14 protein-coding genes are annotated in these 11,100 nt (G+C 69.4%); 7 read left to right on the forward strand and 7 right to left on the reverse strand.

Annotation, left to right across the window (positions count from 1 at the left end; translation table 11 throughout):
• From VFL64_RS01360 to VFL64_RS01380, 5 genes are all read right to left on the reverse strand, one after another.
• A partial coding sequence (locus VFL64_RS01360) for a phospholipase D-like domain-containing protein (protein WP_489538580.1) occupies positions 1 to 302 on the reverse strand: 302 nt, incomplete at its 3' end.
• Positions 299 to 1,057 carry an endonuclease/exonuclease/phosphatase family protein gene (locus VFL64_RS01365; RefSeq protein WP_489538581.1) on the reverse strand — a complete coding sequence of 253 codons (759 nt, stop codon included), beginning with the start codon at positions 1,055 to 1,057 and terminating at the stop codon, positions 299 to 301. The genes VFL64_RS01360 and VFL64_RS01365, both read right to left, overlap by 4 nt.
• A 158-nt stretch (positions 1,058 to 1,215) precedes the next feature.
• Positions 1,216 to 1,584: a hypothetical protein gene (locus VFL64_RS01370; protein WP_489538582.1), complete on the reverse strand. Its 369-nt coding sequence runs from the start codon at positions 1,582 to 1,584 to the stop codon at positions 1,216 to 1,218.
• Entirely contained in the window at positions 1,581 to 2,189 is a 609-nt protein-coding gene (gene gstA, locus VFL64_RS01375) for a glutathione transferase GstA (protein ID WP_489538583.1), read from the reverse strand. The genes VFL64_RS01370 and gstA overlap by 4 nt, the downstream gene beginning before the upstream one ends.
• A gap of 71 nt (positions 2,190 to 2,260) precedes the next feature.
• On the reverse strand, positions 2,261 to 3,382 hold the full coding sequence (locus tag VFL64_RS01380; protein ID WP_489538584.1) for an ABC transporter substrate-binding protein: 1,122 nt from the start codon (positions 3,380 to 3,382) through the stop codon (positions 2,261 to 2,263).
• A 196-nt stretch (positions 3,383 to 3,578) separates the two neighbouring features.
• Here VFL64_RS01380 and VFL64_RS01385 point away from each other — a divergent pair, with 196 nt between their 5' ends.
• From VFL64_RS01385 to VFL64_RS01405, 5 genes are read left to right on the forward strand one after another with little or no spacing between them, the layout of a single operon-like run.
• Positions 3,579 to 4,436 (forward strand): pirin family protein, encoded by an 858-nt coding sequence (locus tag VFL64_RS01385; protein WP_489538585.1) that lies wholly within the window; start codon positions 3,579 to 3,581, stop codon positions 4,434 to 4,436.
• 47 nt (positions 4,437 to 4,483) lie between these two features.
• Positions 4,484 to 4,852: a glutaredoxin domain-containing protein gene (locus tag VFL64_RS01390; RefSeq protein WP_489538586.1), complete on the forward strand. Its 369-nt coding sequence runs from the start codon at positions 4,484 to 4,486 to the stop codon at positions 4,850 to 4,852.
• A 5-nt stretch (positions 4,853 to 4,857) separates the two neighbouring features.
• Positions 4,858 to 6,294, forward strand: a complete 1,437-nt coding sequence (locus VFL64_RS01395) for an alpha/beta fold hydrolase (RefSeq protein WP_489538587.1) — start codon at positions 4,858 to 4,860, stop codon at positions 6,292 to 6,294.
• Positions 6,291 to 7,067, forward strand: a complete 777-nt coding sequence (locus VFL64_RS01400; protein WP_489538588.1) for an ABC transporter ATP-binding protein — start codon at positions 6,291 to 6,293, stop codon at positions 7,065 to 7,067. Before VFL64_RS01395 ends, VFL64_RS01400 begins: the two co-directional genes overlap by 4 nt.
• The gene (locus VFL64_RS01405; protein WP_489538589.1) at positions 7,064 to 8,224 is read left to right on the forward strand and encodes an ABC transporter permease; all 1,161 of its coding nucleotides are present in this window, start codon (positions 7,064 to 7,066) and stop codon (positions 8,222 to 8,224) included. Before VFL64_RS01400 ends, VFL64_RS01405 begins: the two co-directional genes overlap by 4 nt.
• Before the next feature lie 12 nt (positions 8,225 to 8,236).
• Here VFL64_RS01405 and VFL64_RS01410 read toward each other — a convergent pair whose 3' ends face one another.
• Positions 8,237 to 9,367, reverse strand: coding sequence for an SMP-30/gluconolactonase/LRE family protein (locus VFL64_RS01410; RefSeq protein ID WP_489538590.1), 1,131 nt, complete (start codon positions 9,365 to 9,367; stop codon positions 8,237 to 8,239).
• Between the two features lie 51 nt (positions 9,368 to 9,418).
• Between VFL64_RS01410 and VFL64_RS01415 the strand changes: the two genes are divergently transcribed.
• Positions 9,419 to 9,889: a GNAT family N-acetyltransferase gene (locus VFL64_RS01415; RefSeq protein ID WP_489538591.1), complete on the forward strand. Its 471-nt coding sequence runs from the start codon at positions 9,419 to 9,421 to the stop codon at positions 9,887 to 9,889.
• Positions 9,890 to 9,896: 7 nt separating this feature from the next.
• On the opposite strand, the gene VFL64_RS01420 is transcribed toward VFL64_RS01415, so the two are convergent.
• Positions 9,897 to 10,301: a DUF4902 domain-containing protein gene (locus tag VFL64_RS01420; protein ID WP_489538592.1), complete on the reverse strand. Its 405-nt coding sequence runs from the start codon at positions 10,299 to 10,301 to the stop codon at positions 9,897 to 9,899.
• 128 nt (positions 10,302 to 10,429) lie between these two features.
• Here VFL64_RS01420 and VFL64_RS01425 point away from each other — a divergent pair.
• On the forward strand, positions 10,430 to 11,100 hold a 671-nt coding region (locus VFL64_RS01425), incomplete at its 3' end, for a helix-turn-helix transcriptional regulator (protein ID WP_489538593.1).

The following is an 11,100-nucleotide window of genomic DNA, read 5'->3' on the forward strand; positions in this document are numbered from 1 at the left end:
AGCGGCGCCTGCGGGTCGAAGGCGCGCAGGCGCACGCCGGCCCTCGTGAGCTCGCCGATGTACTGCGGCGAGAGCTCGGGCGAGCCGAAGCCGTCGATCAGCACGTCGACCTGCGCGCCGCGGCGCGCGGCCGCCAGCAGCGCCTCCTTCAAGGCGAGGCCGACCTTGTCCTCGAACAGGATGAAGGTTTCGACCAGCACCTCGCGCTTCGCATTCGCGATGGCCTCGAACACGGCAGGGAAGAAGGCCTCGCCGTTCTCCAGCAGCGTGAAGTGGTTGCCAGGGAGCCAAGGGGCGTTCATAGGCTGATCTCCGCGACGAGTGGGGCGTGGTCGGACAGGTGCGACCACGGCCGCCGTGGCAGCACCACCGGCGCATGCACCCGCGCGCTGCGCACGTAGATGCGGTCGAGCTGCAGCACCGGCCAGCGAGCGGGGAAGGTGCGCGCCGGCTTGCCGTGCGCATGCGCGAACACCTCACGCAGGCCGGCGCAGCGCTCCAGCACGCGGTTGGCGCGGCCACGCCAGTCGTTGAAGTCACCCGCGATCAGCAGCGGCGCCTTGGGCGGCACCTCGCTGTGGACCAGGTGGCACAGCAGCTCGAGCTGCTTGCGTCGGTGCGCCTCGGCCAGGCCCAGGTGCACGCAGATGGCATGCAGCTGGGTGTCGTGGCCGGGCACGTCGAGCACGCAGTGCAAGAGGCCGCGCCGCTCGGGCCCGCTGATCGACACGTCGTGGTTGCGGTAGTGCGTGATCGGGAACTTGGACAGCACCGCGTTGCCGTGGTGGCCGTGCGGGTAGACGGCGTTGCGGCCGTAGGCGAACTCGGGCCAGATCGAATCGGCGAGGAACTCGTAGTGCGGCGCCTCGGGCCACGCCGCGAAGCGCACCGGGTGCTTCTCGTGCGTGCCCTGCACCTCCTGCAGGAACACCACATCGGCGCCGACGGCGCGCACCGCGTCGCGCAGCTCATGCAGGATGAACTTGCGGTTGAAGAAGGTGAAGCCCTTGTGGGTGTTCACCGTCATCACCTTGAAGGCAAGCGTTGGGGTAGGCATGGGCACGCGAGGGGCCGGGTTGCGACCCTCTTTTTGTACCCACGAAGGCGACGCGCGCCTGTAGGACAAGGCCCCCGCCGCGCGCAGGCGCGGCTCTCAAAAGCATGGCGCGCAGGCGCGGCTCCCAAAAGCATCGCGCGCACGCGCGGCACGCAAAACTAGCGTGCGGGTTCGGCGCTTGACGTGCCCAGCTGCAGCTCGTAGTTGAGGCCGCGCGGCCGGTCACCGAACATCAGCGTCTGGCCGATCCAGCGGTAGCTGGAAACGAACTCGGCCACCTGCATGCTCCCGTGGGTGGTGACGCCGATCAGCAGGCCTTGCTGAAAGGCCAGGTGGTAGGCGAAGTCGTGCACGCGCACGACCAGGCCACCTTCGGCGTCGACCTGGGCCTCGACCGGGCCGCAGTTGGGCGGCTGGGCCGAGGCGGCCACGCACAGCCGGGCCTCGTAGCGCCCGGCCGGCGGCAGGGCACCCGCGCCCGCGGCAGCGGCTGCCACCAGCAGCGGCGCAAGCGCGCTGGCGATCACTTGATCAGGCCTTCGGCCTTCATCGCCTCTTGCACCGCCGGGCGGGCGGCCACGCGGGCCATGAAGGCGGCGAGGTTGCCGAACGCGCTGATGTCGGTCGAGGTGGGCTTGGCCCAGTTCGTCACGGTGAAGAGGTAGCCGTCGGCCACGCTGAACTGGTCGCCCAGCAGGTAGGGCTTGTTGGCGAGTTGTGAGTCGACATACGCCAGGCGCGAGGTGATCTTGGCCTTGCAGGCGGCGCGCGCCTCTTCGGTGGTGGCGGGGTTGAACAGGGGGCTGAAGGCCTTGTGGATCTCGGTGCCGATGAAGGTCAACCACTCCTGCAGGCGGTAGCGCGCCATGCTGCCATTGGGCGGCGCGAGCTTCTTGTCGGGCACCTGGTCGGCGATGTACTGCACGATGGCCGGGCCTTCGCTCAGGCGCTCGCCGTTGTCCAGCTCGAGCAGCGGCACGTAGCCCTTGGGGTTGATGGTGTAGTAGTCGGTGCCGTCCTGCAGCTTGTGCGTCTTGGTGCTGGCGAGCACCGGCTCGAAGGGCAGGCCGGATTCACGCAGGGCGATGTGGGGGGAAAGCGAACACGCGCCGGGGCTGTAGTAGAGCTTCATGGGTGGGCCTTGGTCGAAGGGAAAGGGGCGCTCATTACACCGCTTTCACCGCTTTCGTGCAGGCTGCAGGATCAGCGCACGAATCGCCCTTCGCGTGTCACTTGAACCAGCTCGACGAAGCGCGAACCGGTGTGCTGGCCCGCGGTGAAATCGATGTCCATGCCGGCCAGGCGCAGCCGGGTGGCGCGCAGCGCGGCGTGCAGTCGCGCGCGGCTCGGGTCGCGGCCGGCGCGCCTGAGGGCGTCGAGCATGACCAGCGCGTTGATGTAGCCCTCGAAGCTGTAGTAGCCCACCGGCACCTGGGCGGCCTCGGCCAGGCGCTGGTAGGACTTGGCGGTGGCGTCGACGGTGTTCCATGGGTAGGGCGTGACCTGCGAGATGGCCAGGCCGCGGGTCTTCTCGCCCACCACCTTGGCGATGAGCTCGCCGGGCACGATCGACATGCCGTAGAACGAGGGCTGGCGGCCCAGCGCCCAGGTGGCCTTCATCAGCTCGCCGCCGAGTGCGCCGCCCAGGTACATGATCACCGCCTGCGGGTTGCCGACCAGCAGCGCCTGGGCCAGTTCGGCGGCATTGCTCGCGTCGCCCTTCATGCCGCCGGCTGCGACAGGGTCGAGCTTGTGGGCCGACAGGGCCTGGCCGATGAGGCGAAGCGCCTCGGCGCCGCCGGGGTTGTCGAGGTGGGCCACGGCGATGCGGCTGATGCCGATGGTGATCAGCTGCTGCACCAGCACCTCGGCTTCGCGCCCGGTGGTGGCACGCACGTAGTAGGCGGCGCCCTGGGTCTTGTCGCGCGCTGAATCGGCCACGGCGTAGCCACCCACCATGGGCGCGCCGCTGTCCTTGAGCACCTTGGCGGCGGCGGCGGTGGTGCCCGAGCCCACGCAGCCGAAGAAGGCGAAAGCCTTATGTTCGGTAAGCAACTTCTGGTAGTTGGCGACGGCCTTGTCGGGCTTGAGCTCGTCGTCGAGCGACACCACCCGGATGCTGCGGCCGGCCACCCCACCCTGGGCGTTGGCCTCGGCGAACGCCAGCCCGGCGCCGGCCAGCATGGTCTTCACCGGGGCGCCCAGGGGCCCGCTGAGCACACCGGTGTGGCCCAGCACCAGTTCGGCGCTGCTTTGCGCGAAGACGCGCGCGGCGGGCAGGAAGGCGCCGAGCGACGCGGCGAGAAGCAGGGGTCTGCGTTGCATGGAGGTCTCCGGTTGCAGGCCCCATTTAGTTGCATCCCATAAGCATCAGGCCGCTGGCGCGCAGCCTACGCTTCGCGCTCGCGCTTGTGCGCGCCCCACATGCAAGTTGTTTGAGCGGCGTGTGCAAAAAGACCGGTGCCACGGCGTTTCGTGGAGGCCTAGAGTCACCCTCATGACAACACTCACCCCCACCCCCATGGCTTCACTGACCACTTCCCGCCGCGTCGAGCGCCTGGTGCGCGGCCAGCCCACGTCGGATGGCGACGGGGTCAAGCTCACCCGGGTGCTGACGCAGCCGCTGCAGAAGCGCCTCGACCCCTTCCTGATGCTCGACGCCTTCGGCAGCGACTCGGCGAGCGACTACATCGGCGGCTTCCCCAGCCACCCGCACCGCGGCTTCGAGACCGTGACGGTGATGCTCGAAGGCCGCATGCGCCACCAGGACAGCGTGGGCAACGTCGGCCTGCTTGAGCCCGGCAGCGTGCAGTGGATGACGGCCGGGCGCGGGATCATCCATTCCGAGATGCCCGAGCAGGAAGAGGGCCGCATGGCCGGCTTCCAGCTGTGGGTGAACCTGGCGGCCAAAGACAAGATGACCGCGCCGCTCTACCAGGACGTGCCGCCGCAGAACGTGCCCGTGTACACGCTGGACGGCGGCACGCGGGTGCGCGTGATTGCCGGGGTGAGCCGCGGGGTCACGGGTGCGGTGACGCGCCCGACCACCGAGCCGTTGTACCTCGACATCGCACTGCCCGCGGGCACGACCTTCGAGCACGCGCTGCCGGCCGCGCACAACGCCTTCGTCTACGTGTACGGCGGCGCCGTCGAGATCGAGGGCGAGCGTGTGGACAGCGAGCGCATGGCCATCCTGCGCAACGACGCCGAGGCCGACGGCGTGCGCATCCGCGCGCTCGATGCCGACGCGAAGCTGCTGCTGATCGCCGGCCGGCCGCTCAACGAGCCGATCGCGCAATACGGCCCGTTCGTGATGAACACGCAGCAGGAGATCTTCCAGGCGGTGCAGGACTTCCAGCGCGGGGCCTTGGCGACCTGACACGCGCCGGGCGCTAAGCTCCGGGCTTTGCCGCCCGGAGCCTTTGCATGCCGCGACTCATCCTCGACGAAAGCCAGCTGCACCCCGCCATCCGCGACAGGGTGGCCAACCTGCACGCCGACATCGTGCACAACGTGCGTTCGGCGGCCGCCTCCAACCCGGTGCTGGTGGTGGGCATGGCCTGGAACACGCCGGGCCGGCAAGTGCGCAGCGCGCTCAAGGCCGCGGGCATTCCCTTCCAGTACCTGGAGTTCGGCAACTACCTGAGCCAGTGGCGGCGTCGCAATGCGCTGAAGATGTGGACCGGCTGGCCCACCTTCCCGATGGTGTTCGTCAAAGGCCAGCTGGTGGGCGGCGCGAGCGACACACGCAAGCTCATCGACAGCGGTGAACTGAAGCGCTTGCTGGGGCAGTGAAGCGCATGCGTGCGTGGCTTGCCGCCCTGGCGGTGTGCAGTGCGGCCACCGCCTCGGCCGCCGACCTCACCCCCTGCCGCGTGGCCGGCATCCGCCACGAGGTGCTGTGCGGCCAGGTGGCGCGCCCGCTCGACCCGGCCCGCCCAGACGGCGTGAAGATCGACGTGCACTACGTGGTGGTGCCGGCGTTCGCGCGGCGCAAGGAGCCCGACCCGGTGTTCCTGCTCGCCGGCGGGCCGGGCCAGAGCGCCATCGGCGTGGCAGGCAGCGTGCTGCCGCTGTTCGCGCGCCTGAACAACCGCTACGACATTGTCTTCGTCGACCAGCGCGGCACTGGTCGATCGGCGCCGCTGCTGTGCGACGACCCGCGCCAGCAGCGCCTGGCCGAGCTGGCTGACCCCGAGCGTCAGCTCGCGCAGCTGCGCCAGTGCCGCGAACAGCTGCAAAAGCTCCCCTACGGCGACCTGCGCTTCTTCACCACGCCGCTGGCCTCGCAAGACCTCGATGCGGTGCGCCAGGCGCTTGGCGCGCCGATCGTCAACCTGGTGGGCGTGTCCTACGGCACGCGCGCGGCGCTCGACTACCTGCGCCAGTTCCCGCAGGTGGTGCGCCGCCTGGTGCTCGATGGCGTGGCCCCACCCGACATGGTCTTGCCAGCCAGCTTCTCGACCGACGGCCAGGCGGCCTTTGACGCCCTGCTCGCGGCCTGTGCAGCCGACACGGCCTGCGCGCGCGCCCACCCGAACCTGCGTGGCCTGTGGTCGGCGTGGCTGGCGCGCCTGCCGCAGCGCGCGAACCTGCAGCACCCGCTGACGGGCGAGGGCGAGGACATCGTCATCACGCGCGACATGGTGGTGTCGGCCGTGCGCGGCGCGCTGTATTCGCCGGTGCTGGCGCAGGCGCTGCCGGCGGCCATCCACGAGGCCAGCGCAGGGCGGCCGCAGGCGCTGCTCACGCTGGGCACGGGCCTCTCTCTGCGCAAGGGCTCGGCGCCCGCCACGGGCATGCACTATTCGGTGGTGTGTGCCGAAGATGTGCCGCGCCTGCCGCAAAGCACCGACACACCGGGTGCCGACTTCGGCGACGAAGGTGCACGCTTCTACCAGCGCGCCTGCGCCGACTGGCCGCGCGGCGAGTTGCCCGCGGCCTTCTACACGCTGCCCAAGGCGCCCGTGCCGGTGCTGCTGCTGAGCGGCGGCATCGACCCCGCCACGCCGCCGCGCCATGGCGCGCGCGTGGCCCAGGCGATGGGGCCGATGGCACGGCACGTGGTGGTGCCGAACGCAGGCCACGGCGTGCTGGGCCTGGGCTGCATGCCCGAGCTGATGCAGCGCTTCATCGACGTCCCGGACGAAGAGGCCCTGCGGCTGGACTTCGCCTGCGTGCAGTCCATCCCGCGCCCGCCGTTCTTCCAGCCCTTGAACCCGGAGGCCGCGCGATGATCACGATCCAGGGGGTGGCCAAGCAGTTCGCTGCGCCACGCACCGGCTGGCGCCTGCGCAGCAGTCAGGCTGCGGTGCAGGCGGTGAGCGCCGTGAGCTTCAGCGCGCCCGACGGCCGCATCACCGGCCTGCTCGGCCCCAACGGCGCCGGCAAGACGACGACCCTGCGCATGCTGGCCGGGCTGATCACGCCCGATGCCGGCACGCTGTCGGTCGACGGCCTGGACGTGGTGCGCCAGACGCGCGAGGCGCAGGCCCGCATGGGCGTGTTGAGCGACGCGCGCGGCTTGTACCCTCGGCTCACCGCGCGCGAGAACATCGCCTACTACGGCGCGCTGCAAGGCATGCCGCGCGAGGCCGCCGCCGAGCGCGCGGAGCAGCTGGCGCGCCTGCTCGACATGGCCCCCTTGCTCGACCGCCGCACCGAAGGCTTCAGCCAGGGCGAGCGCATGAAGACCGCACTCGCCCGCGCGCTGGTGCACGACCCCGCCAACATCGTGCTCGACGAACCCACCAACGGCCTCGACGTGGTGGCCACGCGCGCGCTGCGCGAGACGCTGCGCCACCTGCGCACGCCCGAAGGCGGCGCCAAGTGCATCGTGTTCTCCACCCACATCATGCAAGAGGTGGAGCGGCTGTGCGACAGCGTGGTGGTGGTCTCGCAGGGCCGCACGGTGGCCGAGGGCACCGTGGCCGAGCTGCTGCAGATGACGGGCGAAGACGACTTCGAGCAGGCCTTCGTGCAGCTGGCGTTTCCGGAGGTGCATGCATGACGGCGGGGGTGGTGTTTCGCAAGGAGCTGGTGGATGCGCTGCGCGACCGCCGCACGCTGCTCGTGGTGCTGCTCTCGGCCGTGCTGCTGGGGCCGATGGTGCTGATCGCCTTGTCGGGCCTGCTGGCCTCGTTCGAGGCGCGGGCCGAGCGGCGCGTGGTGGTGGCGGTGGGCATGGAGCACGCGCCCGCGTTGAAGAACTTCCTCGAGCGCCAGAGCTTCAGCATCAAGACGGCGCCGGCCGACTACGAAGCACTGCTGCGCCGCTCGCGCCTGGGCGACGCGGTGCTGGTGGTGCCCGAGCGCTTCGAGGCCGAGCTGCTGGCCGGCGAGCAGCCGGTGGTGGAGGTGGTGTCCGACAGCGGCAACCGCCAATCGCAGGCGAGCGCGGGCCGGCTGGTGCAGCTGGTGCAGGCCTACGGCCGCGAGCGCGGCCAGGTGAGCCTGCTGATGCGCGGCGTGTCGCCCGAGCTGCTGTCGCCCCTGCAGGTGGAAGAGCGCGACCTGGCCAGCACGCAGACGCGCGCCGCGCAGCTCACCGGCATGCTGCCCTTCTTCGTGATCATGGCGGTGCTCTACGGTGCGCTCAACGCAGCCCTCGACACCACGGCTGGCGAGCGCGAGCGCGCCTCGCTCGAACCCTTGCTGATGACGCCGGCCGCGCGCTCGGCGCTGGTGCTGGGCAAGTGGGGCGCGGTGGCGGTGCTGGCGATGCTGATCGCGGTGCTGAGCTGCCTGAGCTTCCTGCCGGCGCAGTGGCTGCTGCGCAGCGAGACGCTGCAGGCGATGTTCCAGTTCGGCCTGCGCGAGGCCGTCAAGTTCCTGGTGGTGCTGTTGCCGTTTGCCGCGGCGCTGTCTGCGCTGCTGATGGCGGTGGCCATCCGCTGCAAGAGCTTCAAGGAGGCGCAGGCCAGCAGCACGGTCGTGATCCTGGCCGTCTCGCTGCTGCCGCTGGTGACCATCTTCAACCAGAGCGGCGAGGCGCGCTGGCACCTGTGGGTGCCGGCGCTGGCGCAGTACACGCTGATGATGCGCACGCTCAAGGGCGAAGGCTTCGGTGCCGAGCAGGTGTTGGTGCCGCTCTTCGTCTGCGCGCTGCTCACCGTGATCGGTGTGGCCTTCGTCGCGCGTCGCCTGCGCAGCGCGGCGGTGCGCTGAAGCACGAAGGTCCTACAGCCCGGCGGCCTTCTTCTCCATCCAGCCCAGCGTCTTGGCGTGCAGGCTCTGCACGTAGAGGCGGTCGTCGGTCTCGGTGACGGCGGTGGCCTCGGGGTAGGCGCCGCTCGGGTCCTGCAGGTCGACGAGCACCTTGCCCGACTCGTCGAAGGCGAACACGTGGCCATAGGCCGGCGGCACCGGCCACAGCGCCTTGGGCAGGCGCATCGCGAGCGAGCGCAACCAGGGCTTGCCGGAGCTGTCGTCGATGAAGGCGCCGCGCGGTTTTACCAGGCCGACCCAGATGCGGCCGCCCTGGCCGCGCATCAGGTTGTCGGGGTGACCGGGCAGGTTGGCCAGCAGCACCTTGGCCTCGGCGTTCGGTTGTTTGGCGCTCACGTTGTTCGCCGCCACGGCGATCTTCCAGATGCGGTACTCGCCGGTCTCGTTGACGAACACGTGCTGCTCGTCGGTGCTGAGCGCGAGGCCATTGGGGAAGCACATGTCACTCAGCAGCACGCGCGTGGCCTTGGTCGCCGGGTCGTACTCGAGCAGGCGGCCGCTGGACTGGTGCTCCAGGATGTCGAGCACGCTCGCGTTGAAGGTGCCACCCCACTGCTTGGCGCCGAAGCGGCGCGAGGCGTCGGTGAAATAGATCTTGCCGCTCTTGGCCACCACCACGCCGTCGGCATAGCGGATCGGGTCGCCGTTCACGCTGTCGGTGAGCAGCTCGGTCTTGGCTGATGGGCCGGTGCCTGTCACCCGCAACAGGCCGCCGTGGTCGCCGGCCATCGGGTCGGCGATAACGAGAGCGCCGTTGGCGTCGAAGTCGAAGCCCAGCGGGCGGCCACCGGTCTGCACCACGAGTTCGCGGCCCGAGCCGTCGGGACGCATGCGGACGATGGCGCCGCTGGCCACCGCGGTGTAGAGCCAGCCGTCTCGCAGCATGATGTGCTCGGGGCCTTCGTCGCCGCCGAGCGAGAGGCTTTGCAGCCCGGCGAGCTTGGTGTTGACGGCGTGCGCACCGGTGTAGCCGGGCGCCTTGGGCGCGGCCCAAGCAGTAGGTTGCACTGGCACTGGCCACAGCAGCAGGTAGGCGGCGAGCACGGCCACGAGAGCCAGCACGGCAATCAACAGACGACGCATGAGATTCCCCTCCGGTTTTGAGTTGGGGCCGAGTATGCGCATGATGTCGGCATGAATCAGCCCGTTGCTTCCCTGAGCTGGCGTCACGCGCGCCTTGCCGATCTCTCACCCGTCGAGCTGGCCCGTATCTACCGCGCGCGACAGCTCGTGTTCTCGATCGAGCAGAACTGCGTGTACCTCGATGCCGACGAGGCCGACGAACGCTCGCACCACCTGGCTGCGTGGTCGAGTGCGCATGAGCTGCCGCTTGCGTATGCGCGGCTGGTGGAGCCTGGCGTGAAGTACGCCGAGCCGTCGATGGGCCGCGTGATCACCACCGAGGCGGCACGCGGAACGGGCCTCGGGCGCGAGCTGGTCAAGCGCGTGCTGGTGCTGTCGAGCGCGCTCTACCCGGGCTTGGGTGTTCGCATCTCGGCGCAATCGCGCCTGCGTCGTTTCTACGGCGAGGTGGGCTTCGAGGCCGTGGGCGAGGACTACATGGAAGACGGCATCCCGCACATCGAGATGCTGCGCCCCGGCTGAACGGCGCTCAGTGCTCGACGCGGCCGAGTGCGCGCTGCACTTCGGTCTGCCACGGCAGCGCGTGCACCAGCTCGTTGAGCCGCAGCGTGGCCTCGAAGCCGCTCAGCACCTGGCCTTGCGCGCCCACCAGCTGCAGGTTGGTGACCAGGCCGAAGGGGTCGGCCATGGCGACCACGCCCTCCTGAATCTGCACCCAGTCCCAGGCCACACCGGCCGCGCCATCGCCCGAAGGGCCACCCCACAGGGTCTGGCCCGTGGTGGGCGTGTCGGCATCGCCGGGGTTGAGGACGCGGGTGCCCAGGTGCACGAAGTGCAGTTCGGGCGCCTGGACCACCGGGCAGGTGACCGGGGGCCAGGCGCAGACGATCCAGGCCGGTGTGGTGGGGGCAGGACGGGTGGTTGGTCGCAGCATGATGACAGCCCTGTTGTTGGTTTGTGCATCATGTGGTCGGCTGCCGGGTTCGCGCAGCTGTAAGAGCTGGCAGCTGTCAGAGATGACAGGTGTAAAGGCTGTCAGGGGTGAGGGGAGGAGGCGAAAAGATGTTTCAAAGTACCTTTGTATCGGTGCTGGACGCGGGGACCAGTGCGGCCCTGCAGGTCGAGCTGGTGCGATTCGCAGGGCATCTCGGCTTCGAGATCGGTGCTGCGGTGACGGTGGTCGACAACCCCTTGGGTGCCACCAAGTTCATAGACATCGGCAATACGCCGCAGGCTTATCTGTCCGCGTACATGGATCCTCGCGTGAGCAAGGCCGACCCTGTCATGCAGCACTGCAGGGAGAGGAGCACACCCATCGTGTGGGATCAGTCCACCTATGTGAAGGCGGATCGTGCTGAGAAGTGGGAGCATCAGGCCAGCCATGGATACCGCTGTGGCATTGCCGTGGCCATGCACATGCCGAAAGGCATTCACTTCATGTTCGGTGTGGATGGCAGCCGCCCTCTGCCAAGGTGTTCAGCCCGGCTCAGCCGAATGACGGCCGAACTCCAGCTGTTTGCTGTGCATGCCCAAGAGGCGATGGCCCGTCTGCTTTTTCGGAGCGTGTCGTCCGGTGTGGAGCTTGGGTTGACGAAGCGCGAACTGGAGTGCCTTCGCTGGACCATGGAAGGCAAGACCGCCTGGGAGCTGGGCCGCATCCTCGGCATCGCCGAGCAGACGGCGGTGCGCCACCTCCACAACGCCTCGCGCAAGCTCGACTGCGTCAACAAGCA

It is taken from the genome of Rhizobacter sp., from assembly GCF_035702065.1.
In the GTDB taxonomy this organism is placed as follows: domain Bacteria; phylum Pseudomonadota; class Gammaproteobacteria; order Burkholderiales; family Burkholderiaceae_C; genus Rhizobacter.

Excerpts from the sequence above, each read along its gene's own strand:
- VFL64_RS01380 (WP_489538584.1), bottom strand. The coding sequence starts at position 3,382 with ATGCAACGCAGACCCCTGCTTCTCGCCGCGTCGCTCGGCGCCTTCCTG.
- VFL64_RS01410 (WP_489538590.1), bottom strand. The coding sequence starts at position 9,367 with ATGCGTCGTCTGTTGATTGCCGTGCTGGCTCTCGTGGCCGTGCTCGCC.
- VFL64_RS01365 (WP_489538581.1), bottom strand. The coding sequence starts at position 1,057 with ATGCCTACCCCAACGCTTGCCTTCAAGGTGATGACGGTGAACACCCAC.
- VFL64_RS01420 (WP_489538592.1), bottom strand. The coding sequence starts at position 10,301 with ATGCTGCGACCAACCACCCGTCCTGCCCCCACCACACCGGCCTGGATC.
- VFL64_RS01385 (WP_489538585.1), top strand. The coding sequence starts at position 3,579 with ATGGCTTCACTGACCACTTCCCGCCGCGTCGAGCGCCTGGTGCGCGGC.
- VFL64_RS01415 (WP_489538591.1), top strand. The coding sequence starts at position 9,419 with ATGAATCAGCCCGTTGCTTCCCTGAGCTGGCGTCACGCGCGCCTTGCC.
- VFL64_RS01390 (WP_489538586.1), top strand. The coding sequence starts at position 4,484 with ATGCCGCGACTCATCCTCGACGAAAGCCAGCTGCACCCCGCCATCCGC.
- VFL64_RS01400 (WP_489538588.1), top strand. The coding sequence starts at position 6,291 with ATGATCACGATCCAGGGGGTGGCCAAGCAGTTCGCTGCGCCACGCACC.
- VFL64_RS01405 (WP_489538589.1), top strand. The coding sequence starts at position 7,064 with ATGACGGCGGGGGTGGTGTTTCGCAAGGAGCTGGTGGATGCGCTGCGC.
- gstA (WP_489538583.1), bottom strand. The coding sequence starts at position 2,189 with ATGAAGCTCTACTACAGCCCCGGCGCGTGTTCGCTTTCCCCCCACATC.
- VFL64_RS01395 (WP_489538587.1), top strand. The coding sequence starts at position 4,858 with ATGCGTGCGTGGCTTGCCGCCCTGGCGGTGTGCAGTGCGGCCACCGCC.